We start from the raw sequence: 17,820 nt of genomic DNA on the forward strand, positions 1-17,820 counted from the left end.
ATTCTCGCAAAGTCATCCCGACGATACAAGCCTGTGCCCGAGCGGAATGGAGTTGAAATACCAATGATTACAGCAATTTAATCGTTCTTCGAGGAAGGCCCCGCCGCTCGCGCCACGCTGTGACGGCGGCCGGGTCCGGCCCGGCCATCAGCTCAGGATGAAGAAGACCTTGCGCACGAAGGTGAGGTTTTCCCACGTGCCCTTGAAGCCGCGCGCCACCACGAAGCTCTCTCCGGGGCCGAATTCGCGGGCATGGCCCTGCGCGTCGGTCAGGCGCACGCGGCCCTCCAGCAGATGGCACATCTCGTCATAGTCGCAGTCCACCCGCTCGCAATGGGGAGGGGCTTCCCAGATGCCGGAGAGCGCGCCCTTCTCCGCATTGGTGAAATGGCGCCGGCTCTGCGCGACGAAGGGCACATCGACCACCGCCGGATCGTCGGTGACGATGTCGCGGACAGGCACCATGTCCGGGTCGAAGGCGATGACGTTGCTGGGCGATGTCGGGCGGAGGGACATGCGGTTCTCTCTGCGGTTCTTTCTCAGGAATCGAAGCCGACGCCCATGGCGTCGAGCAGGCGGTTGAAGCGCGAACGGCGCCCGTCCCGGTCCTCCTGCGCCAGCCCGATCTGGGCAAGGCGCACGCCGAGCCAGCGCAGCGGCTCGGGCGGGAAGGGAAAGGGGCGCGTGCGCGCCATGGCGAGGCGGGTGCGCTCGGTCTCCACGCCGTCGAGCAGGTCAAGCATGGTCAGCGCGGCGAAGCGGCTGGCCGAGACGCCCTGCCCGGTGAAGCCCATCGCATAAGCGAGCCGCCCGCCCGCCGCGAGCCCGGCGAAGAAGGTGGTGCGCGCCGAGGTGTCGATGATGCCGCCCCAGGCATGGGTGAAGTTCACACCGGCGAGCGGCGGCAGCGCGCGGGCGAAATGGGTGGCGAGCTTGTTATAGGTCTCGGCCCGGTCGAGCAGCGCAGGATCGCGCCGCGAGCCGAAATGATACACCGCGTCATAGCCGCCCCAGAGGATGCGGTTATCGGCGCTCTTGCGGATGTAGTGGAACTGGTTGCCGCTGTCGGCGAGCGAATGCCGCCCGGTCCAGCCGATGGCGGCGAGTTCGTCCGCGCTCAGCGGGCGCGTCATGATGGCATAGTCGAAGATCGGGATGACGCTCGGGCGCAGCCGGCGCAGCAGCGGCGGCGCGGCATTGGTGGCGAGCACCGCCCTGCCCGCCTTTATCACGCCGCCCGGCGTCACCAGCTCGATGCCGGTCGCGCTCTCGCGCAGCGCCGTCACCGGCGTGTCCTCATAGAGCTCAATGCCTTGAGTGAGGGCGACACGGCGCAGCTCCGCCACGGTCTTAGCCGGGTTCACCTGCGCGTAATTCGGCTCGAACAGGCCGGCGCCATAGACCGGGCTGTCGAGCTTTTCCGCCAGCGCGGCCCCGGTGAGCGGGTGGCTCTCAATGCCGAAGCGGCGGTGACTGGCGGCGAGCGCCTGCATCCCCTCGATCTGCCAGGGCGTCTCGGCCAGCATCAGCTTGCCCGGCCGCTCGAACTCGATATCGAGATCATAGCGGGCGACATCGGCGGCATAGGCGTCGAGATTCTCCCGGCCGAGGCGGATCAGCGTTTCGACCTCGCGCGGCCAGCGGCGCAGCGCATTGCCAAGGCCATGGGAGATGGACGGCGCGCAGAAGCCGCCATTACGGCCGGAGGCGGCGTTGCCGGTTCGGCCCGCTTCCACCAGCACGATGCGCGCCTGCGGGTCGCGCTCGCGCGCCTTCAGCGCGGTCCACAGCCCGGTGAAGCCGCCGCCGATGATGGCGAGATCGGCCCGTGTGTCGCTGGCGAGCGGGGGCCGCGCGGGCTCGGCGGGCAAGGTGTCGAACCAGTAGGGGCGCAACGCGGCGTGTTTGAGGGTGGGCAACAGCTCCATCACGCGACCGCCTCCGCCAGCTTCTCTTCCAGTGCCGCCAGTTCCTCGCGCGAGTTCACGCCGGTCACTTCCAGCTCGCCCGCCTCGACGGTGGCGACGCGGTAGCCGTCGGCGCGGGCAAGCGCGACGATGTCGGTGAGGTAGTACTCGCCCTTGGCATTGGCGCAGCCGACGCGGGCGAGCCACGGGAACAGCCGATCGCCGCGCACCGCCATGACGCCGGAATTGCAGAAGCCGATGGCACGCTCCGTCTCGCTGGCGTCGCTGTGCTCGACAATGCGCAGGAGGCTGCCATCCGCCGCCGTCACCAGCCGCCCATAGGCGCGGGTATCCGTGGGGCGGAAGCCGAGCACGGCGAGCGCCACGTCACCGCTCACCGCCGCGCAGAGCGCGCGCATGGTGTCGAGCGTGATGAGCGGCACGTCGCCATAGAGGATCAGCACGGTGCCAGAGAAACCGGCCAGCTCGCCCTCCGCCGCCTGCACCGCATGGGCAGTGCCAAGCTGCTCACGCTGGATCGCCTTGGGCAGAGCGGGAAAGGCTTCCTCGATCTGCTCGCGCCCGGCACCGACCACCAGCACGACCTTCTCAGCCGCGATCTGCGCGAGGCTGTCGAGAAGATGCGCCAGCATCGGCCGGCCTTTCAGCGGATGCAGCACCTTGTGCAAAGGCGAGCCCATGCGGCTGCCCTTGCCGGCGGCGAGCACGACCGCAGCGATGGGGGGCGTCGCGGTCATGCCGGCCCCGGCAGGTACCAGCCCCACACTTCGGACGGGTCGAAACGGGTGATCTGCTTGGTCTCGAAATAGGCGTCATAGCCCGCCCGGCCGAGTTCGCGGCCGATGCCGGAGGTCTTGAAGCCGCCCCAGGGAAGCTGGGCGAAGGTCGGCTGCGAGCAGTTCACCCAGACGATGCCAGCGCGCAGCTTGCGGGCGACGCGCTCGCAGCGGTCGAGATCATCCGACATGACGGCGGCGGCGAGGCCATAGGCGCTGTCATTGGCCAGCGCCAGCGCCTGCTCCTCCGTGTCGAACGGGTTCACGCAGACCACGGGGCCGAAGATCTCCTCCCGCCAGATGCCGGCATCAACAGGCACGTCGGCGAAGATGGTGGGCTGGAGGAAATAGCCCTGCGCCACCCCCTCCGGCCGCTCCCCGCCGGAGACCAGCCGCGCGCCCGACGCCCTGCCGCTGGCGATGGCGGCGAGGATCTTGTCGTACTGCCCCTTGGAGACGATGGGCCCAAGCTTCACGCCCGGCGCATCGCCCGACCCGATGGCGATGGCCTCCGCCGCCTCCTTCAACCGCGCCAGCAGGCGGGGATAGAGGCTGCGCTCGACCAGCACGCGGGAGGTCGCCGAGCACACCTCGCCCTTGTTCCAGAAGATGCCGAACAGGATCCACTCGACCGCCTTCTCGACATCGCAATCGGCGAAGACGAGGAAGGGCGACTTGCCGCCGAGCTCCAGCGCCACGGTGCGGATGCCGGAAGCCGCCGCCATCATCACCTTGCGCCCGGTCGCCACCGAGCCGGTGAAGGCCAGCTTGTCGCAGAGCGGGTGGTCGGCGAGCGGCTGGCCGGCCTCCGGGCCGGTGCCGGTGACGAGGTTGAACACGCCCGCCGGGATGCCGGCATCGTGGATGATCTCGGCCAGCGTCTCGCAGGACAGCGAGCAGAGTTCGGAGGGTTTCAGCACGATGGTGCAACCGGCTGCGAGCGCCGGCGCCACCTTCCACACCGCCATCAGCAGCGGGTAGTTCCACGGCGTGATGGCGCCGACGACGCCCAACGGCTCGCGGGTGATGCTGGCGCGGAAGCGGGCGTCGCCGACATCGACCTCCTCGTCCGCGCGGCTGTCCTCGGCCTCGGCAAGGCCGGCGTAATAGTCGAAGGTGAAGGCGGCATCGCCGACATCCCACTCGGCTTCCGGCAGCGGCTTGCCATTGTCGCGCACCTCAATGGCGGCGATCTCGGCGAGGCGCGTGCGCAGGCCCTCGGCCACTTTGCGCAGAAACGCGCCGCGCTGGGCACCGGTGAGGCCCGACCACACGCCCGCGTCAAAAGCACGGCGCGCCGCACGCACCGCGCGGTCGATATCCTCGGCCTGCCCGGCGGCGACATGGGCGAAGGGCTGTTCGCTCGCCGGGTCGATGGCCGGGAAGCTGCCGCCCGCCACCGGAGGGGCGAAGGCTCCGTCAATGTAAAGGCGCGTTGTGTGCATCGGGCTCGCCCTCTTCAGACCTGCTCGTTTCAGACGTGTTTGCGGCCGCCGGCACCCGACCGGTCGAGGAACCACTCGTCCGGGTAGGGATACCACCAGTCGTGAATTTGCGGCTTGTGGTCCATCACCACCATCTTGGAGCGGCGGAAGGCGTCGAGCCCCTGCCGGCCGAGTTCGCGGCCCATGCCCGAGGCCTTCCAGCCGCCGAAGGGCAGCGCGTCATTGTCGATCATCGGGTTGTTGACCCAGACCATGCCGGCTTCCAGTCGCTCGGACGCCTCGATGGCTTCTTCCAGCGACGTGGTGAAGATCGACGCGCCGAGCCCGAACGGGCTGTCGTTGGCGGCGGTGATGGCGGCGTCAAAATCCGCCACGCGGCAGACCGCGACGACCGGACCGAACGCCTCCTCGCGCAGGATCTCCATCTCCGGCGTGCAGCGGGTGAGAATGGTCGGCTCGTAGAACCAGCCGGTCTCCAGCCCCTCGGGAATGCGCCCGCCGCACTCGATTTTGGCGCCCTTGGCGACGGCGTCGGCGACGAGGCGCATCACCTTGTCCCGCGCGGCCTTTGAGACCAGCGGGCCGAGTTCGTTCTTTTCCAGCCCATTGCCGATGCGCAGGCGCCTGGTCTCGCGCACAAACGCTTCGACAAAGGCATCATGGATGGCATCGACGGCGTAGATGCGCTCGGTCGAGGTGCAGACCTGGCCGGACATGTGGAAGGCACCGGTGACGGCTCCCGCCGCCGCCACGTCGATGGGGGCCGAAGCGGCGATGATCATCGGGTCGGAGCCCCCGGCCTCGATCACCGCCGGCTTCATCTTCGCCGCCGCCGCCATGGCGACCGCGCGTCCGCCCGCCACCGATCCGGTGAAGGCAACGGCATGGGTGCGGTCACTGTCCACCAGCGCCTTGCCGACCTCCGCCCCGCCCGGCAGGCAGGCGACGAGGCCCTCCGGCAGGCCGTCGAACACCTTCATGAACTCCAGCGTGCACAGCGTGGTCGCCTCGGCCGGCTTGACGATGCAGCCATTGCCGGCGGCGAGCGAGGCCGCGACGGTCCAGCACATCAGCAGGATCGGGAAGTTGAACGGCATGATATGCACGGAGACGCCCAGCGCCTCGTAGCGCGCATATTGCGTCGAGCCGATCTGCGTCGTGCCGGCGATCTTGCCGGCGTCGTCGCGCGCCATCTCCGCGTAATAGCGGAAGATCGGCGCGACATTGGCGAGTTCGCCAATGGCCTCGGGATAGGGCTTGCCCATCTCCCGGCTCATCAGGATCGCGCTGTCGGTGAAATCCGCCGTCTCGATGCGATTGGCGAGCGCGTGCAGCGCTTTGGCGCGGCTCTTGGCGTCGGTGCGGTTCCACAGCTTCTGCGCCGCGTTGACGCGCGCCAGAACCGCCGCGATCTCCTCGCCGGTCACCTCGACGCGGCGGCCGACCTCCTCCAGCGTCGCCGGGTCGATCACCGCATGGGTGATGCCAGCGGAGGGGTGCAGGCCGGGGCTGAGATAATAGCGCGGGGCGGCGAGATCGGCGGGGGAAAGGTCGGCGGTGGAGGGATAGGCCATGCGATGTTCCTTCATGCCGGCGCTCGGGTAGCGGCCAGCCGGGACGCCAGCGCCTCGCCGCGCGCGCGCCAGTCCGGCAGTGCTTCCGCGAGGAAATCGGCGATGGATGTGAGATTGGCGGCAGCGAGCGCCGCGTCGAGCTGACCGAGCACGCGCGGCAGCCAGGTGAGGTAATGCGCCTTGCCGTCGCGCTGGCAGAGCCGCACGAAGACGCCGACGATGCGGGCATGGCGCTGCGCGCCCATCAGGTGATAACGCGCGCGGATCGCCCGCGCCTCGGCCTCATCGCCCGCGAGCGCGCCGATGTAGCGGTCCAGCATCGCGGCTTCGAGACCGGGGGCGAGGTCGCGCCGGGCATCCTGCAGCAGCGAGACGAGGTCATATTCGCGGGGGCCGCGCACGGCGTCCTGAAAGTCGAGCAGACCGCAGCGGGCGACGCCCTCGCGCCCGTCCAGCTCCATCAGGTTGTCGACATGGAAGTCGCGCAGCACTAGCGCCTCCTGCCGGCCATAGAGCGGGGCGAGCGCGGTGTCCCACAGCTCAAGGAAGCGGCGGGTGAAGGCGGCGCGATCCAGCTCCGGCGCCAGCGCCGGGGCGAACCAGTCGCAGAACACGGTGAGTTCGGTGAGCCAGACATCGCGATCATAAAAGGGCTGCGAGACCGCCGCCCCCTCGGGCGATTGATGCAGATGCGCCAGCGCGTCGATGGCCAGCGCGTAAAGCTCCGCCTCCGACCGCCCGGCCCTGAGGCGGCGCGCATAGGTGGCGTCGCCCCAGTCCTCGATCAGCGCGAGGCAATGCACCGGGTCCGCCGCCTCGACGCGCGGCGCCGACAGGCCGAGCCCGTTCAGGTGCCGGGCGACGCGGATATAGGAGGCGAAGCCCTCCGGGTCGGTGCGGTCCTCCATCAGCAGCAGCCCGGCCTGCGGCAGCCGGTAGTAGCGGCGCGCCGAAGCATCGCCCGGCAGCGCCATGAGCGGCACGCCGGCCTGACCATGGCGGGCCAGAAAGGTCACGCCGGGGGGATCGAGCCGCACGGCCGGGCCGGACGTTGTGCTGAGGGGGACGGCCACGCTCATCGGATCATGTAGACCTTCTTGATGGTCTCATGGACCGTGCAGACGCCCTTCCAGTCCTTCGGGAAAAAGGCGGCGGTGTCCGGGGTGATCTCGATCACCTCACCGCTCTCATGCACATAGGTGCAGCGCCCTTCCAGGAAGTGACAGAACTCGTCGGAGGTGACGTGGCATTCCCACTTGCCCGGCGTGCAGATCCACAGGCCGCATTCGGACTGGCCGTTCGGGCCCTTGTGGATCACCTGACCGGAGACGTGGGACTGGCCCTCGATCATGGTGGGAATGATGCCCCAGTCCACCACGTCGGTGACGGAAAGCGGCTTCTTCATCAGGGGGGTAGCGGTCATTCGTTTCACTCACGCCAGCATGTAGATGTTGCGGATGGTTTCGATCACCTCGGCCTCGCCCTCATAGCCGCCGGGGAAGACGACGCAGGTGCCCGCCTCGACCTCGGTGACCTCGCCGGTGACGGCGGTGTAGCGCGCGCGGCCCGACACGAAGTGGCAGAACTCGTCGCGCGGCACGGAGATTTTCCAGCGGCCGGGGGTGCAGACCCAGATGCCGGTCTCCGGCGAGTTGCCCGGCCCCTTGAACAGCAGGCGGCCGGTGGAGTGCGAGGCGCCCTCGATGGAATCGGGCTGCGCGCCCCAGTCCACGAGGTCGTCATAGGTCGTGGCGCCGTGGATGTGCGGCGCGGAGCTTTTCAGGTCGGTCATGGCGATCACACCAGCGCGGTGAGCAGGCGCGCGGCCTTCTTCGGGCCCTCGCAGCTCTGCATATGGGCGGAAGTGGTGGCGAGCTTGGCCTTGATGGCCGGATCGGTGAGGCAGGCCTCGATCTTGGCGATCAGCTCCGCGTCGGTCCAGTCATAGCGCTCGGAGCGGAAGCCGTGGCCGGTCTCCTCGACGCGCATGGCGTTGTCATGGCCGTCCCAGACATAGGGCATGATGATCGCCGGCTTGCCGAAATAGAGGCACTCGGTGAACGAGTTGTTGCCGCCGTGATGGATGACGGCATCGACCTGCGGGATCACCGAGGGCTGCGGGAACCAGCTCGCCAGCGCCACATTCTCCGGCACGTCCGTGTAGCTCGCCATGTAGTCGCCGACATTGACTAGCGCGCGGTAGCGGGACTTGCCGACCAGCGCGATCAGGCGCTTCAGCAGCTCGGTGTCGCCCGAACCGAGCGAGCCGAAGGAGATGTAGAGCAGCGGGCCGTCATTATTCCTGGCGAAGGTCGGCACCGTGTAGGGCTCGTCCTTGCGCACGCAGCCTTCCAGATACTGGAAGCGCGCCGGGTCGAGCGGCACCGCCCGCTTGTACTTGGCCTGCTCGGGATAGAGCAGCAGGTTGAGATAGGGCGAGGCCTCGAAGAACTGGCCGAGCGGATAGGCCGCCTCCCCATTCTCGGCGAGGAAGGCGTTGAACTGGTCGTGGATCGGCTTGATGACCTCGTTGAACTTCGCCCGGAAGGCGGCGTGGCCTTCATGGTCGTTCTCGCCCATGCCGGAAAGATGCGGCGGGATCGCCTCGTCCTCGATCTCGTTTTCCGAGCAGGAGATAATGCGCACCCACGGCACGCCGGACTGCTTGATGGCCGGGAACAGGATGACGTTGTCGACCGCGATCACATCCGGCTTGATGCGCGCGAGCACGCCCGGCAGATCCTTCTGCGCCCATGTGGCGCTGGAGACGATGGCCTCCCAGCACTCCCGCACATAATTGTCGAGCTGGTCGATCGGCTTCTTCGAGAAGTTCGGGATATGGCCGTTGATGAAGTCCTCCCAGAACTTCGCCATCTGCTCGGGCGGCATGGGCTCGGAGAGCGCGACGGGGTGAGCCTCGAAGCCATAGCCCTCATAGACCGACACGAAGCCGGGATCGGACAGGAACACCGCCTTGTGGCCGAGCGCCGTGACCGCCTGGGCGATGCCGACGGAGTTGAGGGCCGGACCGAAGGCCGCTTCGGGGAAGAAGGCGAAGGTCTTCTGTTCCATCGTTTAACCTCTCTGGAAGCGCCTCTTGGCGGGCGCCGGTGGTGTCGTTCGCGGGGACGGCGTCAGGCGGCGAAGATGCGGGTGTCGGCACGGCTCCAGCCGAGGCTGAGCACATCGCCGGTTCGGAAGCTGCGGGCCTCGGCCGCGTCCGCCGTCACCCGGCAGATCAGCGGCTTCGGCATGGCCGGCGTCTCGATATGCACCTGCAGATCGAGGCCGTGATAGGCGGTGGCGAGGATGCGGCCGGAGAGCCGGTTCTCGCAGGCATGGGCATCGAGCCGCAGCCGCTCGGGCCGTACGGCGGCGACGAGATCGCCGCCCATCCCGTCGGGAATGTCGGCGCGGATCAGGCTGCCCTCCGCCGCTGTGAGTTTGGCCCCGTCGCGCGCGACCGGGATGACGTTCATCACCCCGATGAACTCGGCGGCGAAGCGGTTGGCCGGGTGCTCATAGACCTCGCGCGGCGGGGCGCATTGCAGCAGTTCGCCATGCTGGAGGATGGCGATGCGGTCGGCCATCACCAGCGCCTCCTCCTGATCATGGGTGACGATGATGAAGGTGATGCCGAACTGGTGCTGGATACGCTTCAGCTCCAGCTGCATCTCGCCGCGCAGCTTCTTGTCGAGCGCCCCGAGCGGTTCGTCGAGCAGCAGGAGCTGCGGGCGCTTCACCAGCGCGCGGGCAAGCGCGACGCGCTGGCGCTGGCCGCCGGAAAGCTGCTCGGGCTTGCGGCTCGCCAGCGCCGAGAGCTGGATGGTGGCGAGGATCTCGTCCACGCGCTGACGGATCTCCGTGCGCGGCAGCTTCTCCATCTCCAGCCCATAGGCGATGTTCTGCGCCACGCTCATATGCGGGAACAGCGCATAGGACTGGAACATCAGGTTCACCGGCCGGTGGTTCGGCGGCACGTGGGAGATGTCCTTGCCGTTCAGCAGGATCTGCCCGCCGCTCAGCGCCTCGAAGCCGGCGAGCATGCGCAGCAGCGTGGTCTTGCCGCTGCCGGAGGCGCCGAGCAGGGCGAAGAACTCATTCTGGCGGATGTCGAGCGACACGCCATTGACGGCCCGCACATGGCCGAAGTGCTTCTCGACATGACGAAGGGAAAGCAAGGTGGTCATTGGCCCGGCAGGCCTCCGCGGTTAAGGCGCTGCGACAAAGCGAGGGTGACCAGCGAAAAGCCGATCACCAGCGTCGCCAGCACATTGATCTCGGGCGTCACGCCGAAGCGGATCATGCCGTAGATCTGCATCGGCAGGGTGATCGAGGCGCGCTGGGCCCCGGCCGTGAAGAAGGCGATGATGAATTCGTCGACTGACAGGGTGAAGGCCAGCAGCCCACCGGCGATGATCGCCGGCGCCAGCACCGGCAGCACCACGCGGCGCAGCGTCGTCAGTGTCGAGGCACCAAGATCGGTGGAAGCCTCGACGATCGACCAGTCGAAGGATTTCAGCCGCGCCCGCACGACGGCGCAGACATAGGCGAGGTTGAACACCACATGCGCCATGATCACCGTGTGCAGGCCGAGACGCACGTCGAGCAGCGAGAAGAAGCTCAGTAGCGCGATCGCCAGCACGATGTCGGGAATGACCATCGGGGCGAAAATCAGCGTCTCCAAGACGGAGCCCTTGCGGCGCCGGATCTCCACGCCGATGGCGAGCAGCGTGCCGAGCACGGTCGAGATGGCGGCCGAGACCAGCCCGACGATCAGCGTGTTGCCGGCCGCGCGCAGAATGTCCTGATTGGCAAACAGCGCGCCGTACCATTTCAGCGAGAAGCCGGTCCAGGCGGTCGGCATGCCGCCGGCGTTGAAGGACAGGCCGACCAGCACCGAGATCGGGATGTAGAGAAAGGCGAAGACCAGCCCGAGGATCAGCAGCATCAGGCGGAAGGTGCGGCGATCAGCCATCGGCCCGCTCCGTGGACTGACGCCCGGTGGAGGCGTGTTCATTGGCGTAGGTCTGGAGCGTCAGCAGCACCAGCATGACGGCGATCAGCACCATCGACAGGGCCGAGCCGAAGGGCCAGTCATTCGCTGTCAGGAACTGGGCGTAGACCAGATTGCCGATCATCTGGAACTGGCCGCCGCCGAGCAGCGCCGGGGTGACGAAATTGCCGATCGACAGCACGAAGACGAAAATGAAGCCGGTCGCCACGCCCGGCAGGGTGATCGGCAGGATCACGCGGCGGAACGTCGTCCAGCCTCCCGCCCCGAGATCGCGCGAAGCCTCCGCGATCTCGGGGTTGAGACGCGAGAGCGGGGCATAGGCGGCGAGGATGACGAAGGGCAGGTAATTGTAGACGAGGCCGAGGACGACGGCCCCTTCGGTATAGAGCATCTGCGGCAGCTCGCCGTCGAAGCCGAGCGCGCGGGCAATGCCGACGATCAGCCCCTCGCGGTTCAGCAGCACGATCCACGCATAGGTGCGCACGAGATAGTTCGACCAGAACGGCAGGATGGCGAAGAACAGCAGCGCCGGCTGCCGATGGCGCGGCATGCTCGCAATGGCATAGGCGGCGGCATAGCCGACGACCGAAGCGATGAGGGCGGCGAGGCCGGCGATCCAGGCCGATTTCAGGAAGATCCGCGCATAGAGCGGATCGAACACCATGCCGAAATTCTCAAACGTGAACTCATAGTCGATGCCGCCATAGATGCCGCGCCGGAAGAAGGCGAGCGCGAGGATCAGCAGGCAGGGCACCACCATGAAGGCGGTGAGCCACGCGAAGGCCGGCGCGATCAGGATGAGGGTTTTGCGGTCTTGCATGAAGATACGGCACCGTCAGGCGGTCCAGCGCGCGCGAAGGCGGCGGGGCCGGCGGGGGGCCGCCCCCGCATGAGCGGGAGCGGCATGGTCCTGCGCGTGGTTCAGTTCGCCGCCATGATCTCGGACACGGTGCGCGAATAATCGCGCTGCGCCGCGCCGACATCGCGAAGCTGCTCATGCGTGAGAAGCTCGGCCGGCGTCATCGTCATGTTCGGGTACTTCTGCAGCAGGGCCGGATCGAGCCCTTCCATCGCCGCCTTGTTGGGCACCTTGTAGAGAATGTTCTCCGCCGCCCAGCGGTGGTTCTTGCCGTCGAGCATGTAGTTGATGAAGGCGTAGGCCGCGTCCTTATGCTCGGAGGATTTCAGGATCACCATGGTATCGACCCAGAGGTCCGAGCCTTCCTTCGGGATCACATATTTGATCTGCGGGTTCTCGGTGATGCCGTAATTGCACCAGCCATCCCAGGCCTGCACGAGCTGCGCCTCGCCGGAGACAAGCTTCGAATAGAAGGTCGTGTCGTCATAGGCGAGCAGCGTCTTCTTGGCGGCGATCAGCAGGTCGCGGGTCTGCTGCAGCTTGGTCTTGTCGGTCTCGTTGACCGAATAGCCCTGCGCCAGGAAGCCGGCGGCCAGCAGCCAGCGGTCGGTCGCCAGCATGGTGGTCTTGCCCTTGAGGGCGTCGGTCGGCTTCAGGAGGTTGTTCCAGGACGTCGGCTCGCCGGTCAGGTCCGAGCGGTAGCACAGCCCCGTCGTGCCCCAGGTATAGGGCACCGAGAAGGTGTTGCCCTTGTCATGGGCGAGACCCGTCGCCTCCGGGTAGAGATTGGCGAGGTTGGGGATCTTGCTGTGATCGAGCGTCTCGGCGAGGCCGAGATTGTGCAGCACCTCGGCGAAGGGCGAGGAGACGAAGACCACGTCATAGCCCTTGCCCTTGGCGGCGATGAGCTTGCCCATGATTTCTTCGTTCGTCGCGTGCAGCACCAGCTCGGCGCTGTTGCCGCTGGCCGCGTTGAAGGTCTTGAGCGCGTCGGGGGCGAGATAGCCGTCCCAATTCGAGATCACGAGCGGATCGGCGCTGGCGGCGAACGCGGTCAGGCTGAGAGCCATGCCCGCGACAGCCGCCATGCGGCAGGAAACACCCACCATGGCAGACTCCTGTTGTTCCCCACCGGATGCGGTGGCTGTCGGAAGGAGCGGTTCTTGATGACCGCTGGCCATGAGAGTACGGATAAGCGGAAAAATACGTCAAACTGTATTCACGGTTCTTAGCGGGAGAGCCCCGCCCAAGAACGGCTCGGGAGGAGACTTCGATGGTCGGGCGGCGCCGTGCGGCACGCAACAACCATGTCGCGCTGGCGCAGCAGATCGTCGCGCTGGTGATCGACCGTGCGATGAAGGCTGGCGATCATATGCCGGAACAATCCATCGCCGAGGCCTGCGGGGTCTCGCGCACGCCGATAAGAGCTGCGTTCAAGATATTGGAAAAAAACAATATACTGATCCGAAAGGAAGAAGAGGGCTACTTTCTGGCGCGCGGCGCGCAGGATGGGCTGGTTGACACAAACGTGGCCGTCGAGACTCTCGAACAGGAGCTTTTCACCCGCATTCTCGCGGACCGTGCCGCCCGGCGCATCGCCGATGTTCAGTCCGTCAGCGCCCTTGCGCGTCGCTACACGACCACCCGTGTTGAAGTACTCAATGCGCTAAAAATACTGTCACGCGACGGCGTCGTCTCGCAGCTTCCCGGTAGCGCCTGGGCCTTCCAGCCCCTGCTCGACACGCCGCGCGCCATTGCCGAGAGCTTCGCCTTCCGCCTCACCCTGGAGCCGCAGGCCATTCTCACGCCGGGCTTCACGCTCGACCCGACCCGCGCCAGCACCCTGCGCACCCAGATGCGCGCCTTTCAGGACCTGCCCGATGCCCGGCTCACCGCCGCGGGATTCCAGCGGCTCGACAATGATTTCCACATCATGATCGCGGAAGGTTCGGCCAATCGCTTCGTTCAGGGAACGCTGCTGGCGCATCACCGTCTGCGTCGCATGGCGCAGAAGGAAGCCCCGCCGCCCTTCCGCCAGCGTCAGGCGATGGAGGAGCATCTCGATATTCTCGACAGCCTGGAGCGCAACCAGTTGGAGCTTGCCGCCGACCAGATGGTGCTGCATCTGCGGCGCTCCGGGATTCGCCGGCCGGAAACCGCCGGGCGGGGCATGTCGCCGCTTCTGCGCGGGCCCCAGCAGGCGGGCGCGCGCATCAAAGGAATCGCCTCGTGAACCGCCCTCCGGTCATCGCCCTGTTCCCCGAGGCCAGCTTCGGCGCGGCGCTCAACTGCGTCGGCATCGCCCGCGAGCTGGCGGCGCGCGGCGCGGAGGCGGTGTTCATCTGCCATCCCGGCTTTACCGGCGTCTTCGCGGAGTATGGCTTCCGCGAGTATCACCTCCAGCCGGAGCCGGCGGCGGTGCCGGGGCGCGGGGAGACCTACTGGCAGAACTTCGTCACCACGCATCTCGCCCATTTCGACCTGTCGCCGCAGGCGCAGCTCGAGGCCTATGTCGCCCCGACCTGGGAGGCGATCATCGACACGGTGATATCGGTCGAGGACTCGCTGGAGGCGCTGCTGGCGCAGATCCAGCCGGACGCGATCCTGCTCGACAATGTCATCATGTTCCCCGCCATCCTGCGCTCGGGCCGGCCCTGGGTGCGGGTGGTCTCCTGCGCCGAGACCGAGATACCGGACCCCTGCGTGCCGCCCTATCTGTCCGGCCTCGCGCCGGAGGATGTCGCGGGCCGCGCCCGCTGGGAGAAGGCCGCGAGCGCGACGCTGAAGCCCGCGCATAACCGCTACAACGCCTTCCGCCGCGCGCGGGGGCTGCGTCCGCTGCCGGCGGGCGAGTTCCTGGAGTGCTCGGAGGGGCTCAACCTGCTGCTCGCCCCCTCCGCCGTGCGCTATCCGCGCATGCAGCCTCTACCGGCGGACCGTTTCGTGTTCCTGGAAGGCTGCGTGCGCGAGGAAGTGCCGTTCGATCCCCCGCCCCTGCCCGCCAATGAAGGACCGCTCGTCTATATGAGCTTCGGCAGTCTCGGCGCGATCGACACCGACCAGATCAAGCGGATGATCGAGGTGTTCGCCACGCTGCCCGCGCGCTTTTATGTGAATGTCGGGGGCTTCATGGACGAGTACCGCCAGGTGCCCGACAATGTGTCGCTCGGCAGCTGGTTTCCCCAGCCCTCCGTGGTCGCGCAATCCGCGCTGTTCATCCACCATGGCGGCAATAATTCCTTCTGCGAGGCGCTGTTCCACGGCGTGCCCTCGCTGGTCATGCCCTATTGCTGGGACGGCCACGACAATGCGCGTCGCGCGCAGGACACCGGCACGGGCCGCCACATGCACCGTTCCGACTGGTCGCCGGACGCATTGCGCGGCGTGATCGAAACGCTTCTTGAAGATCGCGCGCTTCGCGACCGCCTTGCCGCCATCTCCGCTGATATGAAGGCCGAGCCGGGCGTGGCCCGGGCGGCTGAAGCGGTGCTGTCGCTAGTGCGGGCGGGCTGAGGCCGCCGCTCAGGGCGCGTCAGCGTCGGTGATGAGGCGGGCGAACTGCTCGCGGCGGGCGAAATAGGCCGGTTTGATCTTGTCCAGCTTGCTGGAATCGACCACCAGATAGGCGATTCCAGCCCGCGCCAGCACCGCCTGCTTGATCGGCACCTCGTGGAAGTTCGAGCAGGTGACGCCGTGCTGGGCGTGGACGCCGCCGGCGGAAATGAACGCCTTGCTGATGCCAAGACGCTCCAGACTGCGCAGCGCCTCCTCGCCGGAAAAGGTCTGTGAGGAGGCGTGGAACAGCCCGCCCAGCAGGATGAGGCTGGTATTGGGCCGGCTTGCCACGCGGGCGGCGATGTTCATCGCATAGGTGATGACGGTGAGCCGCCCGGTGATCGGCAGATGGTCGATCATCCACGGCGTGGTGGTGCCGCAATCGATGAAGATGGTGTCGTCCCGCTCGACCAGCCCTGCCGCTGCGCGGCCGGCGAGTTCCTTCGCCTCGGCATGGGCGTCCAGTTCGACGTCGAGCCGGTAGCCGGACGCGCGTTCACTTCCGGCCGGCAGGATGTAGCCGCCGAAATAGCTGAACAGCTCAGGCGAGGTCGCGAGGTCGCGGCGCACCGTCATCTCCGAGACATCGAGATGCTCGGCCGCCTCGCGCAGATGCAGCACGCCAGCGGCCCGCAGCCGCTCGTCCAGTCGTCGGATGCGTTCGGACTTTTTCACAGCACTCCCCGTCCCCCACCTTTCCATCGACGCCCGGCCTTGACTCGTCAAGATGTGCGTGAAATGTTCGCAACAAAATTTGTGATAATCATAACAAAACACGCCAGATCGAGACTTTCAATGCCTGAAAACACACACGCGTCGCTGCGCGATCCGCGCGCGCTGGCGGGGTTCATCGACCATACGATCCTCAAGGCCGAGGCCTCGCGGGCCGAGGTGGCGCGCTATTGTGACGAGGCCCGCACCTATGGCTTCGCCTCGGTCTGCGTGAATGCGGTTCATGCCGGCTTCGTCTCCGGCCGCCTCGCGGGCAGCCCGGTGAAGACCTGCGTGGTGATCGGCTTCCCCCTCGGCGCGGGCGGCGCCGCCGCCAAGGCCGCCGAAGCCTCGCTTGCCATCGCCTCGGGGGCGCAGGAAATCGACATGGTCTTGGACATCGGCGCGCTGGTCGAGGGTGACCTGGCACGCTGCCGGGCGGACCTCTCCGCGGTGCGCGCAACCACACGCGGCACGGTGCTCAAGGTCATCCTTGAAACCTGCCTGCTGACCGATGCCCAGAAGGAAGCTGCCTGCCGCCTCTCCAGGGAGATCGGCGCCGATTTCGTGAAGACCTCCACCGGCTTTTCGACCGGCGGCGCCACGGTGGCCGACATCGCGCTGATGCGCCGGGTGGTGGGTTCCGAGATGGGGGTCAAGGCCTCCGGCGGCGTACGCGATGCCGCGACCGCCTGGGCGATGATCGACGCGGGCGCCACCCGCATCGGCGCCAGCGCCAGCATCGCCATCGTGGGAGGAGCCGCCCCGGCCGCGGCCGGCTACTGATCCCGCAACCATTGCGACATCAACGCAATCTCAAGACCAACAAATGTCTGGGAGGACATCCATGAGAAAGACCCTACTGACCCTCGCTACCGGTCTGTCGCTGCTGGCGCTGCCCGCCCTCGCCGATGGCGTGGTCGACACCAGCCAGGTGCGCAAGGACATCACCGCCGCCGCCACCGGCAAGAAGTTCTCCATCGCCACCGTGGTGAAGGTCGACGGCATCGCCTGGTTCGACCGCATGGGCGACGGGGTGAAGCAGTTCGGCGCCGATACGGGCATGGATGTCTGGCAGGTCGGTCCGAGCCAGGCGGACGCCGCCGCGCAGGTGCAGCTGATCGAGAACCTGATCGCTCAGGGCGTCGACGCTATCTGCATCGTGCCCTTCTCGGTGGAAGCCGTGGAGCCGGTGCTGAAGAAGGCGCGCGACCGGGGCATCGTGGTGATCGCGCACGAAGCCTCGAACCTGAAGAATGCCGACTACATTCTGGAGGCCTTCGACAACAAGGCCTATGGCGCCCAGCTCATGGAAGTGCTCGGCAAGTACACCGGCGGCAAGGGCAAGTACCTCGCCACCGTCGGCAGCCTGACCTCGCAGTCGCAGAACGAGTGGATCGACGGCGCCATCGAGTACCAGAAGAAGCACTTCCCGGAGATGTCGCTGGCCACCCAGCGCCTCGAAACCTATGACGACGCCAACACCGACTATAACCGCCTCTCCGAAGCCCTCACGACCTACCCGGACGTGAACGGCATCATCGGCGGCCCGATGCCGACCTCGGCGGGCGCCGGCCGGCTGATCGCCGAGCGCGGGCTCAAGGGCAAGGTGTTCTTCTCCGGCACCGGCCTGCCCTCCGTCGCCGGCAAGTATCTCCAGGACGGCGACATCCAGTACATCCAGTTCTGGGATCCGGCGGTTGCCGGCTATGCCATGAACGAGCTGGCCGTGATGGCGCTCTCCGGCAAGAAGGACGAGATCAAGGCCGGCCTCAATCTCGGCCTGAAGGGCTATGAGAAGCTCACCACCCCGGCGGGCGCTGCGCCGAACCTGCTTTATGGTCAGGGCTGGGTTGGCGTGACCAAGGACAACATGGACCAGTACAAGTTCTGACGCGACTGTCCGGGGCGGGGTGGCGAGGGTCGCCCCGCCCCCGGCATGTCGGCTGAATTTG

At 67.1% G+C, this 17,820-nt stretch carries 18 protein-coding genes; 4 read left to right on the forward strand and 14 right to left on the reverse strand.

Annotated features, from left to right (window positions below; translation table 11 throughout):
- Positions 1 to 147: 147 nt before the first annotated feature.
- From KIP89_RS04630 to KIP89_RS04690, 13 genes are all read right to left on the reverse strand, one after another.
- On the reverse strand, positions 148 to 516 hold the full coding sequence (locus KIP89_RS04630) for a cupin domain-containing protein (protein ID WP_213754233.1): 369 nt from the start codon (positions 514 to 516) through the stop codon (positions 148 to 150).
- Positions 517 to 539: 23 nt separating this feature from the next.
- Complete coding sequence (locus KIP89_RS04635; protein ID WP_213754510.1) at positions 540 to 1,928, reverse strand: NAD(P)/FAD-dependent oxidoreductase; 1,389 nt, start codon at positions 1,926 to 1,928, stop codon at positions 540 to 542.
- Positions 1,928 to 2,665, reverse strand: coding sequence for an NTP transferase domain-containing protein (locus KIP89_RS04640; RefSeq protein WP_213754234.1), 738 nt, complete (start codon positions 2,663 to 2,665; stop codon positions 1,928 to 1,930). The genes KIP89_RS04635 and KIP89_RS04640 overlap by 1 nt, the downstream gene beginning before the upstream one ends.
- Positions 2,662 to 4,149 (reverse strand): aldehyde dehydrogenase family protein, encoded by a 1,488-nt coding sequence (locus KIP89_RS04645; RefSeq protein ID WP_213754235.1) that lies wholly within the window; start codon positions 4,147 to 4,149, stop codon positions 2,662 to 2,664. Before KIP89_RS04645 ends, KIP89_RS04640 begins: the two co-directional genes overlap by 4 nt.
- Before the next feature lie 29 nt (positions 4,150 to 4,178).
- Positions 4,179 to 5,723, reverse strand: a complete 1,545-nt coding sequence (locus tag KIP89_RS04650; RefSeq protein ID WP_213754236.1) for an aldehyde dehydrogenase family protein — start codon at positions 5,721 to 5,723, stop codon at positions 4,179 to 4,181.
- 11 nt (positions 5,724 to 5,734) lie between these two features.
- A complete protein-coding gene (locus KIP89_RS04655; protein ID WP_369807047.1) occupies positions 5,735 to 6,796 on the reverse strand; it encodes an aminoglycoside phosphotransferase family protein in 1,062 nt (353 codons plus the stop codon).
- A gap of 2 nt (positions 6,797 to 6,798) precedes the next feature.
- Complete coding sequence (locus KIP89_RS04660) at positions 6,799 to 7,146, reverse strand: cupin domain-containing protein (protein ID WP_250152193.1); 348 nt, start codon at positions 7,144 to 7,146, stop codon at positions 6,799 to 6,801.
- Positions 7,147 to 7,155: 9 nt separating this feature from the next.
- A complete protein-coding gene (locus KIP89_RS04665) occupies positions 7,156 to 7,515 on the reverse strand; it encodes a cupin domain-containing protein (protein WP_250152194.1) in 360 nt (119 codons plus the stop codon).
- A 5-nt stretch (positions 7,516 to 7,520) separates the two neighbouring features.
- Positions 7,521 to 8,795: a nucleotide disphospho-sugar-binding domain-containing protein gene (locus KIP89_RS04670; RefSeq protein ID WP_213754238.1), complete on the reverse strand. Its 1,275-nt coding sequence runs from the start codon at positions 8,793 to 8,795 to the stop codon at positions 7,521 to 7,523.
- A gap of 62 nt (positions 8,796 to 8,857) precedes the next feature.
- Positions 8,858 to 9,913 (reverse strand): ABC transporter ATP-binding protein, encoded by a 1,056-nt coding sequence (locus KIP89_RS04675; protein ID WP_213754239.1) that lies wholly within the window; start codon positions 9,911 to 9,913, stop codon positions 8,858 to 8,860.
- Entirely contained in the window at positions 9,910 to 10,701 is a 792-nt protein-coding gene (locus KIP89_RS04680) for an ABC transporter permease (RefSeq protein WP_213754240.1), read from the reverse strand. The genes KIP89_RS04675 and KIP89_RS04680 overlap by 4 nt, the downstream gene beginning before the upstream one ends.
- The gene (locus KIP89_RS04685; RefSeq protein WP_213754241.1) at positions 10,694 to 11,560 is read right to left on the reverse strand and encodes an ABC transporter permease; all 867 of its coding nucleotides are present in this window, start codon (positions 11,558 to 11,560) and stop codon (positions 10,694 to 10,696) included. The genes KIP89_RS04680 and KIP89_RS04685 overlap by 8 nt, the downstream gene beginning before the upstream one ends.
- 101 nt (positions 11,561 to 11,661) lie before the next feature.
- Positions 11,662 to 12,708, reverse strand: coding sequence for a polyamine ABC transporter substrate-binding protein (locus KIP89_RS04690; protein WP_213754242.1), 1,047 nt, complete (start codon positions 12,706 to 12,708; stop codon positions 11,662 to 11,664).
- Between the two features lie 164 nt (positions 12,709 to 12,872).
- On the opposite strand from KIP89_RS04690, the gene KIP89_RS04695 reads away from it, so the two are divergent.
- Positions 12,873 to 13,832 carry a GntR family transcriptional regulator gene (locus tag KIP89_RS04695; RefSeq protein WP_213754243.1) on the forward strand — a complete coding sequence of 320 codons (960 nt, stop codon included), beginning with the start codon at positions 12,873 to 12,875 and terminating at the stop codon, positions 13,830 to 13,832.
- A complete protein-coding gene (locus KIP89_RS04700; protein WP_213754244.1) occupies positions 13,829 to 15,112 on the forward strand; it encodes a nucleotide disphospho-sugar-binding domain-containing protein in 1,284 nt (427 codons plus the stop codon). Before KIP89_RS04695 ends, KIP89_RS04700 begins: the two co-directional genes overlap by 4 nt.
- A 9-nt stretch (positions 15,113 to 15,121) precedes the next feature.
- On the opposite strand, the gene KIP89_RS04705 is transcribed toward KIP89_RS04700, so the two are convergent.
- Positions 15,122 to 15,829 (reverse strand): DeoR/GlpR family DNA-binding transcription regulator, encoded by a 708-nt coding sequence (locus KIP89_RS04705; RefSeq protein WP_369807048.1) that lies wholly within the window; start codon positions 15,827 to 15,829, stop codon positions 15,122 to 15,124.
- A 120-nt stretch (positions 15,830 to 15,949) separates the two neighbouring features.
- Here KIP89_RS04705 and deoC point away from each other — a divergent pair, with 120 nt between their 5' ends.
- Together deoC and KIP89_RS04715 are read left to right on the forward strand one after the other, a co-directional pair.
- A complete protein-coding gene (deoC, locus tag KIP89_RS04710; protein ID WP_213754246.1) occupies positions 15,950 to 16,651 on the forward strand; it encodes a deoxyribose-phosphate aldolase in 702 nt (233 codons plus the stop codon).
- Positions 16,652 to 16,712: 61 nt separating this feature from the next.
- Positions 16,713 to 17,759: an autoinducer 2 ABC transporter substrate-binding protein gene (locus KIP89_RS04715; protein WP_213754247.1), complete on the forward strand. Its 1,047-nt coding sequence runs from the start codon at positions 16,713 to 16,715 to the stop codon at positions 17,757 to 17,759.
- The last annotated feature ends 61 nt before the right edge of the window (positions 17,760 to 17,820 follow it).

It is taken from the genome of Ancylobacter radicis, assembly GCF_018449475.1.
Lineage (GTDB): Bacteria > Pseudomonadota > Alphaproteobacteria > Rhizobiales > Xanthobacteraceae > Ancylobacter > Ancylobacter radicis.